Source organism: Desulfopila sp. IMCC35008, from assembly GCF_010646885.2.
Classification (GTDB): domain Bacteria; phylum Desulfobacterota; class Desulfobulbia; order Desulfobulbales; family Desulfocapsaceae; genus Desulfopila.
Map to the genome: position 1 here is coordinate 2,887,447 of NZ_CP050700.1, position 16,745 is coordinate 2,904,191.

The following is a 16,745-nucleotide window of genomic DNA, read 5'->3' on the forward strand; positions in this document are numbered from 1 at the left end:
GCAGAATCTTATTATCCCTTCTTCATTTTATGACCGCATTCTTTACACTTATACTTCCTGCCCCAGAACAGTAGCCAGAACTGGGTCAACAATATCAATGCCCCGGACAATCTCTTGTAATCAACAAGTTCAAGGTTGGCAGAACCACAGCGCTCACAATAGTCCGTATCATCCAGCTCGGGAAAATCAAGGTCCTCCGACTCAAGGCTGGCTGATTCGTCGGCATCAAGAATCTGGCGAGCCTGTTGTGCATCCTCAGAGAGCACTTGCAACTGGACACCTCCCAACGCCTGGGAGTAAAGCCAGTTCACTCCGATATGGTGTTTATTGAGCAAATGACAAGGAATACCTTCGGATTCCAGTTTTGCCCTTGCAAGCTCAGCAATAGGGATATCTCTATAGCTCGCTATTGTGGTAAATTGTGGCATATCAACACTATTGTACATCCTGTATCATCGACACCCAGTCTACATCGGGCCTGTGCTGAGCTATCACAAAGAGAAGATCGTTTGGATAAACATTCAGGGCCTCTTCCGGGTTCATAATAATCGAACCATCCTCGTCCCTCTTTAAGCCTACAAGCAGCGCATGGGCATCATTTACTCTCAACATCTGACGCACCCGCGGAATCGGGATCTGTTTATCCAGGCCAGGCCAGGCCTGGATCGAATAAAAAGTTGACCCGGATGTGGTATCCATAAGGAGCAACAGTGCTGCAGAGAGATCGGGATTGGCTATCTCCCGGGCCAGCATCAGGTCATTGAGGCGCGTGATAACCCGGATACGCGGATAGTGCCTCCCATCAATAAAACGATGGGCAACCCGGGCCTTGTTGATCCTGTCGATATGTCGGATGTTACTGCGGTCCCTGATATAAACAGAGGTAAATGCCGGCCTGTTCATCTCATCAACTGTCAGGGTTGTGAGAATCGTTTCATCGTCGGTATAGCCGTAGATAATGACAAAACCTGCATCCTTCACACAAGCCCTTTCCAATACATCATCTGAGCCAATAGGCCCCCGAACAAATTCAATATCATCGCTGAACGGGTTTTCTTCATAGGCGTCTGAACAGATAACGATATCTGTCTTGCAATAAAGATGGTCATTACGAATCTCACCGATCAGCTTGTCGACTTTCTTCTTGGCGCCACCACCCAACACAACTATATGATTGCTGAGTTGAAGTTGTTTCAATCCTCTCACCCGTAACTTCCTCCGTTCAAGAAACCTGTCAGTCCCGGCCCCGATAATAGTGGCCATCAAACCAATTCCGAATATCATATCGAAAATTGCCACAACCTGTCCAGGCACAGTTGTAGGTACTATATCACCATACCCCACCGTTGTAGCCGTAACAAAGAACCACCATGTACCCTTCCACAAAGTTCTTGCCAGCGTCTCCTGGGCAAATGTCTCGTAATCGAAATAAAGCAGAAGCACTGCCGAGAGTATGTGCAGGCTCAGCAAGACGACAATGAGAGTAAACCAGTCATACTTGCGATAGAGATGTCTAATTTTTGAGAGAAGGAGTTGATACATTCTTAAATTATCGGTCCGGGATTTTTTTGCCTTCTTCACAAATCCGTTAATTAATCATTTGGAAACTTTACAGAAAAGCTGTCAAAACGTCCCGTTCTTTTTTAATGATTGGGCAAGTAACAAGGATGGCGGTACATTTACTCCACAGAGTATCATGTGAAGCCGTTGTCACCTTCAATGCATTCTAATTGATTCCAGCCAATTAAAAACCTATCCTCGCCACGACTTTTGTATCTCCTGCTACGGATAGAACTTTACCAAAAATTTAGTCTCCCTTTTCGCTATTCATCTGTATAATCAACAAATACATGATATTAGCACACTCATACCAGTGAGCGTCACTCCATTTTCAACCCACTAAAAGGTCCACCACCATGGCAAAAAAGAAATTCCGAACATTCCGTTTTACCACAAAACTATTTGTCTCTGTCTGCCTGATATGCGTCATATCAATCTTAATCACATCGGGTAACGCAATCAGGATGGCCGATAATGGCCTTCTGACTCTGGGCAAGGACGCCATGGAGCATATGCATAAAGCGGTCATGAACTCCCTGCTTACCTATGATGAAACCATACGCAAGAAGCTTGACAGTGACATCGGGATGTTTGAAAAAGAACTAAAATCACGTGGCAGCATAATTCTGGATAATTACAACGCTATCGAAACTACCATTACTCACCAGATTACCAAACAAAGTGAAAAAGTCGAACTTCCTAAAATGATGGCGGGAGGAAGTTATATTACTGGTAAAAACGACATTGTTGACTCGGTATTAAAACATACCGGCAGCTCCGCTACCATTTTTCAACTTGTGGATAATAAACTGTTACGCATCTCGACAACCGTCATGAAACAAGATGGGGAAAGGGCTATAGGGACCTACATTCCTTCAGACAGTCCCGTTTACAAAACTATAATGTCCGGTGAGGTGTTCAAGGGCAAAGCTTATGTAGTCAACGATTGGTACATTACCGAATACGCTCCTCTTATAGGCAGTGGCGGTAAGGTTGTCGGTGCTGTCTATTGCGGGCAGCTCATGATTTCTGATGAGATTGCAAACTTCTTAAACGAAACAAAGTTAAACAACGGTTACTTCTTTACCTACAACAATAAAGGGGACATCCTTACCCACCCGACCATACAGACAGGTGACAATCTATTCAAAATGATCCCGCAACTCCAGGGTCACCAGAAGGGATTTATCGAGTATGACTTTGAAGGTACTACCAGGACCACATACGTTACGTTTATCGACAAATGGGGAACTTACCTTGGGCTCAGCATGTCACACGAAGACATAATAAAAGGGCTCGACATCACCATGATGAAAAACAACCTTCTTGTCGGCCTGATGGTCATTACCGGTGGTATTATCGTAACCATTTTACTGGTTCGGACCATTAACAGGCCACTACAGGAACTAGCTGAAAAAAGTGCCAAAGTCGGTGAAGGCGACTACACCATTCAATTTGAGTCCAAGAGTGACGATGCTATTGGTAAATTGGCAGAATCTCTTGAATTAATGGTAGGAAAATCAAAAGAGATGCTCCAGGATATCGTGCGTTCTTCCCAGTCACTCTCACAGGCCTCAAGCGAACTTGCCGATATATCCGACCAGATGGTTGGTAACGCAGACTCTACGGCAAAAATTGCAGATGAAGCCTCCGGTCACGCCAGCGATGTGTCAGACAATATGAACTCTGTCTCTGCAGCCATGGAACAGTCAACCACCAATCTCGACATGATTGCCGCTGCCTCGGAAGAGATGGGTAACACCATCAAGGAGATTGCCGACAACAGCTCCCGCGCCAGAATAACCACAGAGGAGGCCGTTGCCATGGCTAAGGTTTCCCATGAAGGTGTCCAGGGATTGGGGGATGCGGCAAAATCGATCGGTACTGTTACAGAAACCATTACCGAAATTTCCGAGCAGACCAACCTGCTGGCACTTAATGCGACAATCGAGGCTGCACGGGCAGGCGAGGCGGGCAAAGGGTTTGCCGTTGTTGCCAACGAGATAAAAGAGCTGGCCAGGGAAACGGCAAACGCTACCGGCCAGATCAAGCAGGCCATTCATGAAATCCAGAACCAGACCAGTACTACTGTTGTTGATATCGAGTCTATCACAACAGTCATTCAGGACGTTAATGACGTGGTCAACAGCATTGTTACAGCAGTTGAGGAACAGTCCATCACCACGAATGAAATAGTCAAGAACGTTGGCCAGGCCTCGCAGGGAATTACCGAAATCAACCAGAATGTTGCCGAAAGCAACCAGATGACCACCATGGTCTCTGATGGCGTCGACCAGGTAAAAGAGAAGGCGGTTGAGGTGAAAGCCAAAAGTGAGTATCTGCAAAAATCTGCAGACGACCTTTCCGGTCTCTCTGACACCCTGACAGGGCTTGTATCACGTTTCAAAATCTGATATCGTGATGATTATCAGTTCTGCAGCCGGGACCGATCACTGATCGTTTCCGGCTGATTTCATTGCAGGATACAGGATATCGACCTATCGTGTTTGCCACTTATATCTCACTGGTATTTACCACACTCTTCTGGGGCGGCACCTTTATTGCCGGCAGGATCCTCGGCGCATCCGTAACTCCATCGAACTCGGCATTTCTGCGCTTTGCTGTCGCCACCCTCGTCCTGGCAGTTCTTACTCGGTTTATAGACGGGAAAATTATGATGCCTCCCCGGCAGGTCCGGCTCAAACTGCTCCTGCTTGGATTGACCGGGGTGTTCAGTTACAACATTTTCTTCTTTCTCGGTTTACAACATATTGAGGCGGGGCGCGCATCCCTGATTATAGCGCTTAACCCTCTGATGATCACCATCGCCGCAGTTCTGTTTCTTCAAGAGAAGCTACGTCCGCTCCAGTTTCTGGGAATCATCATCTCCCTGGTCGGTGCCCTCTTTGTGATTACCAACGGCCATCCGTCCCTGTTGTTCAAGGGGGGCTTCGGAAAAGGAGAAGCGGCTATCCTCGGCTGTGTTTTAAGCTGGACCGCTTATTCACTTATCGGGCGCTCGGTACTTGCGACATTACCACCACTCACCTCCGTATTTTACTCCTCATTAATTGGCACAATCCTGCTCTTTCCCCTTGCCCTCTCCCAACGTGCCCTCGGTGAAATTTTCACCTTCTCCAAAACCGAGTGGAGCTCTGTTCTGTTTTTGGGAATATTCGGGACAGCCATAGGTTTTTCCCTCTACTATATGGCTATCAGGAAAATTGGGGCTTCACGCTCATCTGTTTTTATCAACCTCGTGCCTCTTTTTTCCATTCTGCTGTCATGGCTTCTCCTGGGTGAATCAATCAAGGTGACGGTCCTTACAGGAGGTATTATCCTGTTGTCCGGTGTCTACCTCACGAACAGACCAGTACCGCAGAGTGAAAAAAAATGAGTAGGAATTCCAGTAATGAACCTCCCCGCCCGGGTTCTGCACAAGCCCTTCTCGAACTTTCCCGCACCCGCATGCCATTTGGAAAATACAAAGACAGGTTGCTTATAGACCTACCCGAACCTTATGTCGTCTGGTTCGCCGGGAAAGGTTTCCCGAAAGGGAAGTTAGGCGACATGCTGCGAACAGTTTACGAAATAAAGGTAAACGGTCTCGAATATCTTTTCGAACCTTTTCGTGATAGGTAAAATTCTTCATTCATCCTCCCTGATCCACTGTATCGCCTTCATGGACAAAAGAAAGAAGCAGATCTAGTTGGGGGCATTGAACATTTTTACCTGATGCTTTGTCGGTGAAGACCTTATCAACGTGAACATGTTTAAGTTATCGTTCCGGATTCTGATCAAGGGTACTACTCGGATATAACCTATTCTATGCCCCACCATGTTACCTCTTGGTTAAGATGTCAGGTTGGAGTCTATGACTCCAGGTAGCATGTGTAAAAAATATGAAAACGGTTCTATACTGACGTGTATTGTTAAATTACCCTGACGCCAGCAAAGGGTATACTCTTGACAATTTGATTTATCGTATAACTATCTTATTATTACAATTTTCACCAATCATACCGTGCTATCTTGTCAGACACCTAACATCCTCGGAACTGGATTGTAGGATCTGTTCGATGAGAAGATGCAAGAAGGTCAGCTCGCAGATTTACTCAAATTGATAACATTACAATTAGAAGCCTATTCAAATTTTTTGAGGTGGTTTCCTGTCACCTCTAGAATAGTTAAGTCAAGTTGGCCGAATTGACCTTCGAGTTGTTGCATCTATCATGCAAAAGAAGTAGAGAAAGTAGATTAAAGATTTATAATTGTATGAAAAAATTCTTTTGAGAGAAATTGTGACAAAGAATAGTAATTGTTGCCACATAGTGCTCACTAAAATCAATCTGCCAGAGGTAGACAGCAGGTGGGTTGAGCGCTCGCGCCTACAAACATTCCTGGATAACGGACGAAGCAAGAAACTGACACTTATTTCAGCTCCTGCTGGTTACGGTAAATCTACACTCGCCGTGCAATGGCTGAATCATATTGCCCGGCCGTCGGCGTGGCTCTCTCTAGACGAACACGACAGTGATCCGGATCGTTTTAACAAGTATTTGCTCGCCTCAATTCGCAAAATATTCCCGCATTTTGGCATGCAAACTGAGGCCTTGTTAGCATCCCCGGAATTGCCACCCCCTGAATACCTTGCCGATGTTCTGATATCTGACCTGACTCTGTTGAACAAAAAACTGTTTCTCGCTCTTGATGACTACCACACCATCAACTCCAAACCAGTGCATGATATGATCGCTCGACTGGTCGAGTATTTGCCGGATAGTCTGCGCATGATCATCGTCAGCAGGCTGGAACCACCTTTACCGTTGGCTCGGTGGCGTATCCAGCACTGGCTTACGGAGTTACACGCAACCGATTTGCGTTTTTTGGATGGAGAGGCTCAAACTTTCTTCACAAATAATATGAGAGGAAATCTATCCAGTGATGTCATCAATCAGATTGTCGTCCGCACAGAGGGATGGATTACCGGTCTTCAAATGGCCCAGCTTTCTCTGGCCGAAGTTGAAAATCCTGAAGTATTGGCCAGGAACTTTATAGGTCGAAGTGGGAGAATCGTCGATTATCTGGTTGGAGAAGTCGTTACCAGACAGACGGAAGAGATAAAATATTTTCTTTCAATGACTGCTATACTGGAGCGTTTTTGTGCACCCTTATGCGACCATCTGATGGCCAATGATAGCATCATTCCGGAAAGTGGACGACTCATTGATTGTTTGAAAAAGGAAAACCTGTTTCTGATTTCCCTCGACGGAAATAGTTTTTGGTATCGCTACCACCATCTGTTTCAGGAGATGTTGATCCAACAAATGAGGAAACAGTTTTCCCAGAACCAACAAGTTCTGATTCACCGCCGTGCTGGAGAGTGGTTTGCCAGACAGGGGTATATCGAGGATGCTCTTAGGCACCTGATCATCGCCGAAGATTTCGATACGGCTACTGAGCTGGTCGAAAGCCAGATGCATGCGGTTATCGACCGGGATCCTTCCCGTAGGGAGCTAACCCGTTGGCTGAAATTGTTCCCACGTGGAGTTGAGAATAAGAGGCCAGCGCTTCTGGTGGCCAAGTCATTCCAAAAATTGTTCAGCTGGGATCTTGCTGGTATGATCTCCTTGCTTGACAAGGCCGAATCGCTACTGAAAGAGCCGAACTGTACCACTCCTGAAGACCGTACTCAAAGCCTTCTGGGTGATATTGCGGCACAGCGCGCAATTTGCCAAACTTTTAAACCAGATGTCCAAAAGGGTCTTCATTATGCCCGTCAGGGTCTGCAACTTGTTCCTAAGGATCATAACTATTTACATACTTCTGCATTAGTTTATACCGCTGCCTGCATGTTTTTCTGTGGGGAGAAGGATGATGCTCTGCTCATGCTGAACAAAGCGCTGACAGAAGATTGCGCTGCAGGCAGTATCAATTCGGGTCATATCCTTGTGACCAAAGCCGCAATCTTTTCCTATGGCGCGAATTGGGATGCGGTGGAGGCGAGTGTAAAGTCTATCCTGACGCTCCATAAAACGATAAATCAGGCGGATTACTGGTTAGGGTATGCATATTATTTTCTGGGCATTGCAGCCTACGAGTGCAACCAGCTTGAGAGTGCTTCAGAGTACTTTAGTGAAGTTGAGAAAATGCGCTACCGGGTCACCACAAGAGTGTACCACGAGGCACTGCTTGGCAAGGCACTCGTCGGCATAGCCAAAGCAGATGCGGAGCAGGTAAAAAAATACAGTGCTGCGGCTTATTCATTTGCAATTGAAACAAAGGACCCTTTCTCAAAGCAGATGTCTGATTTATTTAAAGTCAAACACTCGATTTCCATCGGAAAAATACTGTCAGATCCTGTGCCTTACAAATTCACAGACGACAGCACCCGGTACTGGTTATTATATGTGTCGGTGACGCAGGCCGAATACCTGGTTCATAAAGGTGATGAGTGTGCTTTGAACGAAGCTTTGGATTGCATCGAAAATGGGTTGGAAATGGCCAGGAAGCACCACAATTTACGGCTGGAGATCCAGTTTTTGACAATCAAAGCATTGGCTCTGAAATACACCGGAGGGCACAACGCGGCGCTTGAATTATTGGAAAAGACGTTGAATATGGCAGAACCGTTCGGATTGGTACGATCTTTTCTTGACCGGGGCCCGCTCATGGCCGAGTTACTCAGCCTTTTATCGGCAACGCGGCCAGGGAATCTGTATGCGAAATCCTTGCTGGATTCGTTCGAGAACCAGACGCCTTCAGCTGATTCAGCCGCTCCTGCAGCGCACTTTTCCATTTTGAGCGCGCAGATTGCTACAACCTCTGATTCAAGTGTATTGACCAACCGCGAACTTGATGTTCTGCGGCTACTGCATGATCGGCTGACCGATAAAGAAATTGCTGAGAAGCTTTTTATATCCGTTACCACTGTTAAATCTCATACTAAAAGCATCTATCGCAAACTCAAAGTTCCTAACCGCCGTCTGGCTGTTTGGAAAGCGATGCAACTTGGTCTGCTTCCAAAAGACTAACTTATAATTGCATCCTCATCACCATGTTGTCACCTATGTAGAGTCATACAGACCCGCCTCCTCCTTTTTTCCTCCATTTGGGAGGATTGTCTTTTTGTAGTAGTGTTGATATAATCTTGAATTTCGACGCAATACTACATTGGAGGACAAGGTGCCTCGGCTGACCTGATACGAGTTGATGGTAATCCTCTGGAAGACTTTGATCTCGTTGCTTCGACGAATAAATATTTCGTGATGATCATAAAAGGCTGCAAAATCTATCAAAATAGCATTGTAAAATAATCGAAAGAGGCTTTTTGCATAAAACTGCCATCAAGCGATAATATCTGCCAACTTGAGTGATTATCAGACCAATCAATAAGAATAAATTCCTGGTTTATGACCTAACCCTTTTAAGTAGTTGCTCTTTCTAGGCTTGCGGTTGGCTAAAAAAGCTTCGACATGGAGCTTGGTGAGGGAGGCTTCGCTTTGCTAGACGGTTTCCAGACTATAAAAATGAAGAAGGTCACGAGAATATTCCATCTGGTCATGACATTTGTTATTAGCTGACTGAAAAAAAGTGACTAAAAACTCATGCTGATGGATGGGGTAATACTTAGAAAAAAATACGTTTTCTTGAAATATCTGCCTGAGAACGATGGTTGCTGGATTGATGGCATATGGAGAGGAATTTACGGAAATGTTAGAGAAGGCTTATCAAGTGATATCTCATTACTTGACGATTTACCTTGCGGGAACTCTGATACTTCTTTTCGGAATAAGTTGCGATCTTGCTTTTGCAGAAGTCTCCATAAAAGAGAACGTCACAATTCTGCTGCCCCGGTCGCACCAATTTCAATATGCTGGATATTATGCCGCAATTGATAAAGGCTTTTATGCAGAAGAAGGACTCACCGTTACCCTTACAGGGAATGCTCCTTCATCAGAACGGTACGAGCCTGTATTAAGAGGGCGCGCCCAATATGGAGTGGGTGATGCAGGACTTTTGATGCTGCGTGCCGAAGGCCACCCTGTTGTCTTACTGGCCCAGATTTTCCAGCATACACCGAATGTTCTAATCACCAAAAAATCCAGCAACATTTTCAGCCCTTACGAATTGCTGGATAGAAGCATTGTGCTGCCTGAAAACTCTCGCAGTAATTCGGCTCTTGCAGTCCGGGCAATGCTTCTTGAGACACTCGGTAGTATGGAGCGTATAAATGTTGTGCCAAGGGTGTATCGCGATACTACTCTGTCATTCGACCATGCGGATGCTGTGACCGGCTCTCTCACCAGAGACCAATTTCTGCTGAAACAGCAAGGAATTGCAATCAGAATTGTTGATCCCCGAGACTACGGTATCGATTTTTACGGTGATAATTTTTATACAACCGAGAAAGAAATCCTGATGCACCCCGAACGTGTGGAAAAGGTTCGGCGCGCCACCATTAAGGGCTGGGAGTACGCCCTGAAAAACAAAGAAGCAGTCATTGATTTAATTTTGAAGCGCTATAACTCGGGGATCAGCCGGGAACAACTGCGTTTTGAGGCAGAAATAGCCGACCAGATGATTTTACCCGACCTGGTGGATATCGGGAAATTTGATACCAGGCGATTTGCACGAATGGCCGAAATTTTATACCAGACAGGTCTGAGCCGATCCCCCGATATTTCAGAGGGATTTTTTTTCAACCAAAAGCCTGATTCCCATGTCCGACTGACTCCCGAAGAAAAAGATTGGCTGAATGCCCATCCCGATATCAGGTTTGTCTATTCGAATGATTACCAACCCACACTGATTGCTCATGAAGATGGCAGTGTAACTGGCAGCATGAAGGACATACTCGACCTTCTGAATGAGAAACTGGGAACCGATTTCGGCATTGTCGTCACTGACCTGGACTCCGGTCGTCAAATGGTCCAGGAAAGGGCTGTCAGCGGTTGGCTTGCCACGAGCCATGCAGCGGCAAAACGATTAGGCCTCATTGCCACAGACTCACCCATAAGGACATATTTGACTATTTTCGGTCGCTCAGGTGGGCCTTCTGAGATCAAGCGTATCGAAAATTTACAGGGATATAGATTAGCAATTGTGGGCCCAATGACCACTTTTGCTGAGCTGGTGGAGCCGTATGAAGATCGCATCGCCGTTACACGGGTCAAAACGGTATTCGATGGTCTGAAAATGCTTTTTGAAGGCAAAGTCGATTTCTTTTTCGGCCTGTCACAACATACCTATGTCATTAACGCCAACCAATTTACCGGCTTGCGCCCTGTTTTGGTCATGGCGGACCGCCCGATAAACGCCGTTATGGGTGTTCGCAGTGATTGGCCACAGTTGGTCGCCATTATAAACAAGGGCCTGGCAGCCATTTCCAGTGCTGAACGCAACGCCATTTATGCCAAATGGAATGGGGGCCCAAACGTTACTTCCCCACAGGTGGCCCTTTCCGCCGAAGAACGGGGTTGGCTGAAGAAGCATCCCAGGATCATTCTGGGCACGAATGCAGCCTGGACACCGCTTGTGATGGTTGACGAGAATGGCAGCGTTCAAGGTATTGATGCCGAATTTATTTCACTCCTTAATCAAAAGCTTGGAACCAACATCATTTTGAAAGCAGGAAAGTGGACTGACTTGGTGGACCAGGCCAAGGCCCGCCGGATCGATGGTTTGGCCTCATCCGCATCGGTAAAAGAGCGCCGCGAACACTTTCTCTTCAGCAATACATATGCCCCCCTTTTCAAATATATATATACACGCGCAGACCAAGACTTCGGTATTCAACATTTGCAGGATCTCATTGGCCGGAGAGTGGCTGTCCAAAAGGGAAATATTTTCGAGAAAAAAATTCTTGGAAATATTTCAAATGTGAAAGTTATTCAGACAAAAGATCATAATGATGCAGTAGACAAGTTAATCCGTGGTGAAGTTGACGCCATGCTGGCCGGCCCAAGTGTATATTACAACTCGCTGGCCAATAAGATTGCCGCAATCAAGATCCAGCATGTGGTTCATGAGCGTCCTCTTCGGCTGGTCTATTCCATCCGCAAAGATTGGCCCGAGTTGGTGGGGATTCTGAATAAGGGGTTGAAAGCGATAACCGAGGCGGAAAAATTACAAATCTTTCAAAAGTACGCAGAGAACATTCCCTGGAAAGACGTACCCTTTATTGGATTCACAGAAGAGGAAACCGAATGGATTAAAAAAAATCAAACGATGAGAGTGGGTATAACCGACATGCCACCGTTTATGTTTAGTGGGAATGACAGAAGAACAGTCGGGATAACTATTGATATTCTCGATTTGATTGCCCAGCGCACGGGACTTCATTTTCGCTATGACGATTACTTCAACTTGTGGGATGAGAGCCTTGAAATAATAGAGAATCCTATAGAACCGGACTTGATTCAACGAACAGGAATCTCGGTGGGATTCGATGATGTCATGCTCAATTCATCGGGATATATGCGGAGCCCTCAAGTCGTTTTCACAGACCAGAGCGAGCAACCTGTTTTAGACATCAGGGATTTGTCCGGTAAAACCGTCAGTGTAAAACATGGTTCCCACCTGCATCGATTGTTCTCGCGCGAGTATCCCCAACTCAAACTTCTCGTTTTTGAATCGGATTTGGAGGCCTTGAAGTCAGTTCATTTGGGTAGAGCAACGGCCTACGTCGGCGCTCTTACCATGGCGTCCAAAATGATATCTCAAAAGGGATGGACCAATCTTAAGGTAGCAGGTCCGTCGGGACTGGCTGATCTATGGTACTTTTTCGGTATCCGCGAAGACTTGCCTGAACTTCGTAGTATCATAGAAAAAGGATTGGGCAGCATTTCTGACCAAGAGCGCTTAGCGATTCAAAACAAATACGTGACCATGCGATATGAGCACGGTATTTCTTCTCGTGAGATGATCATTTGGATGGCAGGCGTTGGAGGATTGGCCGGTGGAGTGATCCTGCTGGTCCTCTTTTGGAACAGGAGCCTCACCGAACGCGTTCGTAAACGTACCGCAGACCTCGGTGTATCGCATGAAAAGCTGCAAAAGAGCGAGCAACTGGCGCGTCTGCTCCTGAATGCTCCTTCGGATCTAATCCTGCTCATCGATGAGGACGGAATAATCCTGGATCTCAATACAGCCAAAGCGAAAGTCCTCGGAAGCACAAAACGGGAACTGATCAACACCTGTATCTTCGACTATTTTACGGATGAGCTCAAAGCAGCAAGAAAAGGATTCTTGCAAGAAGTAATCCGTACCTGGAAACCGCTCTGTTTTACTGATAAGAGAGTCCCGGAAACTATTTATGAAAGCACCATCTATCCGATAGAGTCGTCAGCCGGGGAAAAGCGTAAGCTTGTTCTCTTCTCCCGAGACATAACTGAACGTGAAAGGGCGAGAAAAGAAAGGATGGCGCTTCAGAATGAGCTTGCCCATATTAATCGGCTCATGACTATTAATGAGTTGTCTTCCTCTCTGGCCCACGAAATCAACCAGCCATTGGGGGCTATCCTGAATAACGTCACCTCCGTTCAAATTTTGCATTCAGAGTTGCCAGAGCACAGTGGAAAAATTCAAGACATCCTGGAAAGGATTGCCGGGGATGCTTATCGAGCCGGACAGATTATACGCAGAATTCGCGGTGTTGTGAAAAAAGAGGAAAGCAAAAATGAACTGCTGGATGTCAATGAACTACTGGATGATACTCTAGAGTTATTTCGCAACACCTTAAATCTGGATAGCATCGTTCTTCGTATAGAAAAATATCAGAACATTCCGCAGGTGATCGGGGACCGCATTCGTCTTCAGCAGGTTGTCATGAATCTTATAAGCAATGCCTTAGATGCCATGCGAGACAGCGATCCAAAGATTCTGACAGTCCAATCATCCTTGCAGCTACCTGAATGGGTTGCCATAAGCATCGGTGATTCAGGTTCCGGTATCCCTGACGACCTGAAAGATAAAGTGTTCTCCCCCTTTTTCACCACCAAAAATAGTGGTTTGGGGGTAGGGCTTCGTATCTGCCGGTCCATCATTGAGGAGCATGGCGGACGGATATGGATAGATGTAAATCCGGAAGGTGGAACGATCTTTCGATTTACTTTAGAAACGAACCGGGTGGATATTGAATGAGTACTTCCAAAGCAAAAGTCTATATTGTCGAAGATGATGCATCTTTTAGTGACAGCATGGAGACCTTGCTCAGCATCTCCGGATTTGAAGTCGAGACATTTGCCTGCGGCTTTACGTTTTTGACGGATGCCGAAATCAGCTACCCCGGGTGCCTGCTGCTGGATGTTAAGCTTCCTGATATTGACGGTCTTCATCTTCAGCAGTGCCTGAGAAATAAAGGGTCTATCCTTCCCATCGTTTTCATGACCGGCCATGGCAGCATTCCCATGGGGGTTAAGGCTATAAAAAAAGGAGCCATCGATTTTTTAGCCAAACCTTTTAAACCAGAAGAACTGTTGCAAGCCGTTGACGAAGCCATTGAGCGCAATTGTGCTGACATGCACCAACTAAGAGAAAAAGATCAGATTAACGAATTGATCAAAACCTTGACTCCAAGGGAAAAGGAGGTCTTGACTTGGGTAATTACCGGCCAGCTCAACAAGCAGATTGCTTATGAGTTGGGAACAAAAGAGAAAACAATCAGGGTTCACAGGAGCCGAATGATGCAAAAGCTCAAGGCATCATCTGTGGCAGAGCTTGTGCGACTGGCACAAAAAGCAGGTATTTCGCCAGCGGTCTGATTATTTATCTTATCCTGCCATATTCAACCCCAATGAAAGACCATAACCTTCATTTTCAGCAAACCTCAGAGTGCCGTTGCATAGCGTTTCATTAGAAATACGCTGAACTGATAGTGCACAAGGTCCCTTCCTGACAGGTATTGGACAATTGTCCAATTTACATATCCGCATTGGCGTATCTATAATTGCAAGGTAGATCCCAAGTATTGTCATGCTGCCTCACCGTTTTTCAATAGAAGAAGGGCCCTGGCGTGAAAAAGAAAACAATACCGATATTTATTGTCGATGATGACCAGTCTTTTGGCAGTTCACTACAGTTCATGTTGAGCTGCAGAGGTATGAGGGTTGACTGGTTCGAGTCCGCCCATGCTTTCCTTGATTCGGTTCCATCTGGCCAGAAAGGCATTGCTATTGTGGATATCCAAATGTCTTTATTCGACGGTTTCTCATTGCTGGATCAAATGAAGGTGCTGGGCTATACCATGCCGGTGATTCTGACCACGGGAACAACTGGGCCGGATACAAGAGATATGGCCATTGCACATGGAGCATTGGGGTTCCTGCAAAAGCCATTTCTCGAAGGGTCGCTCATGGCAATTATCGAATCACTGGAAAGGCGTTAATAGCACCACTTTAGTACAAAATCTGATGGGGTTGTGCTGTTTTGCCAAAGATATACCGGACATTACGAACTCAGTGTTTTTAACGTAGATATAAAAACATAAAACAAGATGATCTGGGCCGAAAAAATGGAGGTGGATAGTATGAAAAAATTGGTTGCCACGTTAGGTCTTTTCTCAATCGTATTGGGATTTTCCCTGACCGCTGCGGCTGTTGACATTCCATCAGAGGTAACGTTGATAAAAAATGTCAATATTTTTGACGGCAAGAGTGAGAAGCGCTTGATGGGCTACGACGTACTCGTGGTCAAAAATCTGATTCATAAAATCGATAAAAACATCGAACTGGCAAGCACTTACGAAATTGATTTAAAAACAGGCGGCTATAAAGAAATGTCCGTTGGGGTCCTCACTGATCTTCCTCGACATGGAAACCGGGTTGTAACGGTGTACGAACCTGAAGAAATGATCAAGAAAGAAGTCAAGGTCAATATTATCGATGGAAAAGGGCGTACTTTGATCCCCGGACTCATCGATGTCCACTGGCACATGAACTACGCTGCTGTACCTGCGAGCATTTTACTGACTGGTGATATGAGTGAAATGGCTATCATCGGTTTTCTAGAAGCAGAAGAGACCTTACTGCGAGGTTTTACTACGGTAAGAGATATGGGGGGGAATCCGTTTGCTATTAAAAAACTGACAGATAGCGGGGCACATCCTGGTCCCAGGATATTCCCATCAGGCCCGCCCATCAGCCAGACATCAGGTCACTTCGACTATAGCATGAAAAATGACCATCCGCAGAATATGACCGATCCGATCAGCTACTGGGAACGAAACTCGGTGATCATGACCGCAGATGGGGTGCCGGAAGTCATTCTCCGTGTGCGTGAAAATCTCCGTATGGGTGCTACGCAGATAAAAATTGCTGCAGGCGGCGGTGTGGCGTCTTCCTATGATGACCTGGACGTTCAGGAATTTATCTTCGAGGAAATTAAAGCGGCTGTCGATGTGGCTGAAACCTGGAACACCTATGTTGCTGCTCACATATTCACCGATGAAGCTATTCAAACCGCCATTAAAGCAGGAGTGAAATCCATTGAACACGGTAACCTGGTGAGCGATGAAACATTGAAAATGATGAAAGAGAAGGATGTCTGGTTAAGTGCTCAGCCTATTTTTGATGATGGAGACTATGCGGAATTTGAAAACGCATACAGTAATGAGAAATTCAAACGAGTGACCAAAGGAACGGATTATGTCTATAAAAAAGCCAAGGAAATCGGAGTAAAAATGGCTTTTGGAACCGATCTGGCATTTGATCCTGCTGCCCCTGCAAAGCAAGGAAAGATGTTAACGAAACTAGGGAACTACTTTACTCCTTACGAAGCGCTGAAAATGGCTACCTCCACGAACGCTGAATTACTGAAATTATGCGGGCCGCGGAACCCATATCGCGATGGAGAACTGGGAGTTATCAAGGAGGGCGCCTATGCCGATATGGTCCTAGTCGATGGAAATCCGTTGGAGGAATTGGATTTAGTTGCCGACCCTGAAACGAATTTCGTTTTGATCATGAAGGACGGCAAAATTTATAAAAACACCCTGTAATCTAAAAATTTTAACCATTTGGCTGTGAAAGCGAGTATCTGCCTCTTCCCGACAGTGCTCGTACATGAGACTAGAAAGGATAAAAGTGTAATTCTGTTCATCAAATGAACGTATTTAAGGTGTCAGTGAGAATCTGGCCAAGAGCGTCAATGTGCTGGTTGACGGTAGCCTGATTAATAAAATGTTA

General features: G+C 45.8%; 10 protein-coding genes and 1 pseudogene. 8 read left to right on the forward strand and 3 right to left on the reverse strand.

Features of this window, described 5'->3' with window-relative positions; genetic code table 11:
* Positions 1-11 precede the first annotated feature (11 nt).
* Both GA520_RS12720 and GA520_RS12725 read right to left on the reverse strand, forming a co-directional pair.
* Positions 12-446: a DUF2007 domain-containing protein gene (locus tag GA520_RS12720; RefSeq protein ID WP_163340537.1), complete on the reverse strand. Its 435-nt coding sequence runs from the start codon at positions 444-446 to the stop codon at positions 12-14.
* On the reverse strand, positions 436-1,581 hold the full coding sequence (locus GA520_RS12725) for a potassium channel family protein (RefSeq protein ID WP_304511330.1): 1,146 nt from the start codon (positions 1,579-1,581) through the stop codon (positions 436-438). Before GA520_RS12725 ends, GA520_RS12720 begins: the two co-directional genes overlap by 11 nt.
* A 335-nt stretch (positions 1,582-1,916) precedes the next feature.
* Between GA520_RS12725 and GA520_RS12730 the strand changes: the two genes are divergently transcribed.
* The 3 genes from GA520_RS12730 (at position 1,917) to GA520_RS12740 (ending at position 5,202) form a co-directional block, all read left to right on the forward strand.
* Positions 1,917-3,974, forward strand: a complete 2,058-nt coding sequence (locus GA520_RS12730; protein ID WP_163340539.1) for a methyl-accepting chemotaxis protein — start codon at positions 1,917-1,919, stop codon at positions 3,972-3,974.
* Positions 3,975-4,063: 89 nt separating this feature from the next.
* Positions 4,064-4,957 (forward strand): DMT family transporter, encoded by an 894-nt coding sequence (locus tag GA520_RS12735; protein WP_163340540.1) that lies wholly within the window; start codon positions 4,064-4,066, stop codon positions 4,955-4,957.
* Complete coding sequence (locus GA520_RS12740) at positions 4,954-5,202, forward strand: DUF3820 family protein (RefSeq protein WP_163340541.1); 249 nt, start codon at positions 4,954-4,956, stop codon at positions 5,200-5,202. Before GA520_RS12735 ends, GA520_RS12740 begins: the two co-directional genes overlap by 4 nt.
* A 25-nt stretch (positions 5,203-5,227) precedes the next feature.
* Here the strand turns inward: GA520_RS12740 and GA520_RS12745 are convergent.
* Positions 5,228-5,400: pseudogene (locus tag GA520_RS12745) on the reverse strand (recombinase family protein); the annotation flags it as partial.
* 950 nt (positions 5,401-6,350) lie between these two features.
* On the opposite strand from GA520_RS12745, the gene GA520_RS12750 reads away from it, so the two are divergent.
* The 5 genes from GA520_RS12750 to GA520_RS12770 all read left to right on the forward strand — a co-directional run bounded on the left by GA520_RS12750 (position 6,351) and on the right by GA520_RS12770 (position 16,558).
* Entirely contained in the window at positions 6,351-8,594 is a 2,244-nt protein-coding gene (locus tag GA520_RS12750) for a LuxR C-terminal-related transcriptional regulator (RefSeq protein WP_304511331.1), read from the forward strand.
* Between the two features lie 679 nt (positions 8,595-9,273).
* Positions 9,274-13,704 (forward strand): transporter substrate-binding domain-containing protein, encoded by a 4,431-nt coding sequence (locus GA520_RS12755; protein ID WP_163340543.1) that lies wholly within the window; start codon positions 9,274-9,276, stop codon positions 13,702-13,704.
* Positions 13,701-14,324: a response regulator transcription factor gene (locus GA520_RS12760; protein WP_163340544.1), complete on the forward strand. Its 624-nt coding sequence runs from the start codon at positions 13,701-13,703 to the stop codon at positions 14,322-14,324. The genes GA520_RS12755 and GA520_RS12760 overlap by 4 nt, the downstream gene beginning before the upstream one ends.
* A 251-nt stretch (positions 14,325-14,575) precedes the next feature.
* Complete coding sequence (locus GA520_RS12765; RefSeq protein ID WP_163340545.1) at positions 14,576-14,947, forward strand: response regulator transcription factor; 372 nt, start codon at positions 14,576-14,578, stop codon at positions 14,945-14,947.
* Positions 14,948-15,088: 141 nt separating this feature from the next.
* Positions 15,089-16,558: an amidohydrolase family protein gene (locus GA520_RS12770; RefSeq protein ID WP_163340546.1), complete on the forward strand. Its 1,470-nt coding sequence runs from the start codon at positions 15,089-15,091 to the stop codon at positions 16,556-16,558.
* Positions 16,559-16,745: the final 187 nt, after the last annotated feature.

What these genes read in the sequence shown, in the direction of transcription:
- GA520_RS12730 (WP_163340539.1), top strand. Translation starts at nt 1,917, where the DNA reads ATGGCAAAAAAGAAATTCCGAACATTCCGTTTTACCACAAAACTATTT.
- GA520_RS12755 (WP_163340543.1), top strand. Translation starts at nt 9,274, where the DNA reads ATGTTAGAGAAGGCTTATCAAGTGATATCTCATTACTTGACGATTTAC.
- GA520_RS12760 (WP_163340544.1), top strand. Translation starts at nt 13,701, where the DNA reads ATGAGTACTTCCAAAGCAAAAGTCTATATTGTCGAAGATGATGCATCT.
- GA520_RS12750 (WP_304511331.1), top strand. Translation starts at nt 6,351, where the DNA reads ATGATCATCGTCAGCAGGCTGGAACCACCTTTACCGTTGGCTCGGTGG.
- GA520_RS12740 (WP_163340541.1), top strand. Translation starts at nt 4,954, where the DNA reads ATGAGTAGGAATTCCAGTAATGAACCTCCCCGCCCGGGTTCTGCACAA.
- GA520_RS12770 (WP_163340546.1), top strand. Translation starts at nt 15,089, where the DNA reads ATGAAAAAATTGGTTGCCACGTTAGGTCTTTTCTCAATCGTATTGGGA.
- GA520_RS12720 (WP_163340537.1), bottom strand. Translation starts at nt 446, where the DNA reads ATGTACAATAGTGTTGATATGCCACAATTTACCACAATAGCGAGCTAT.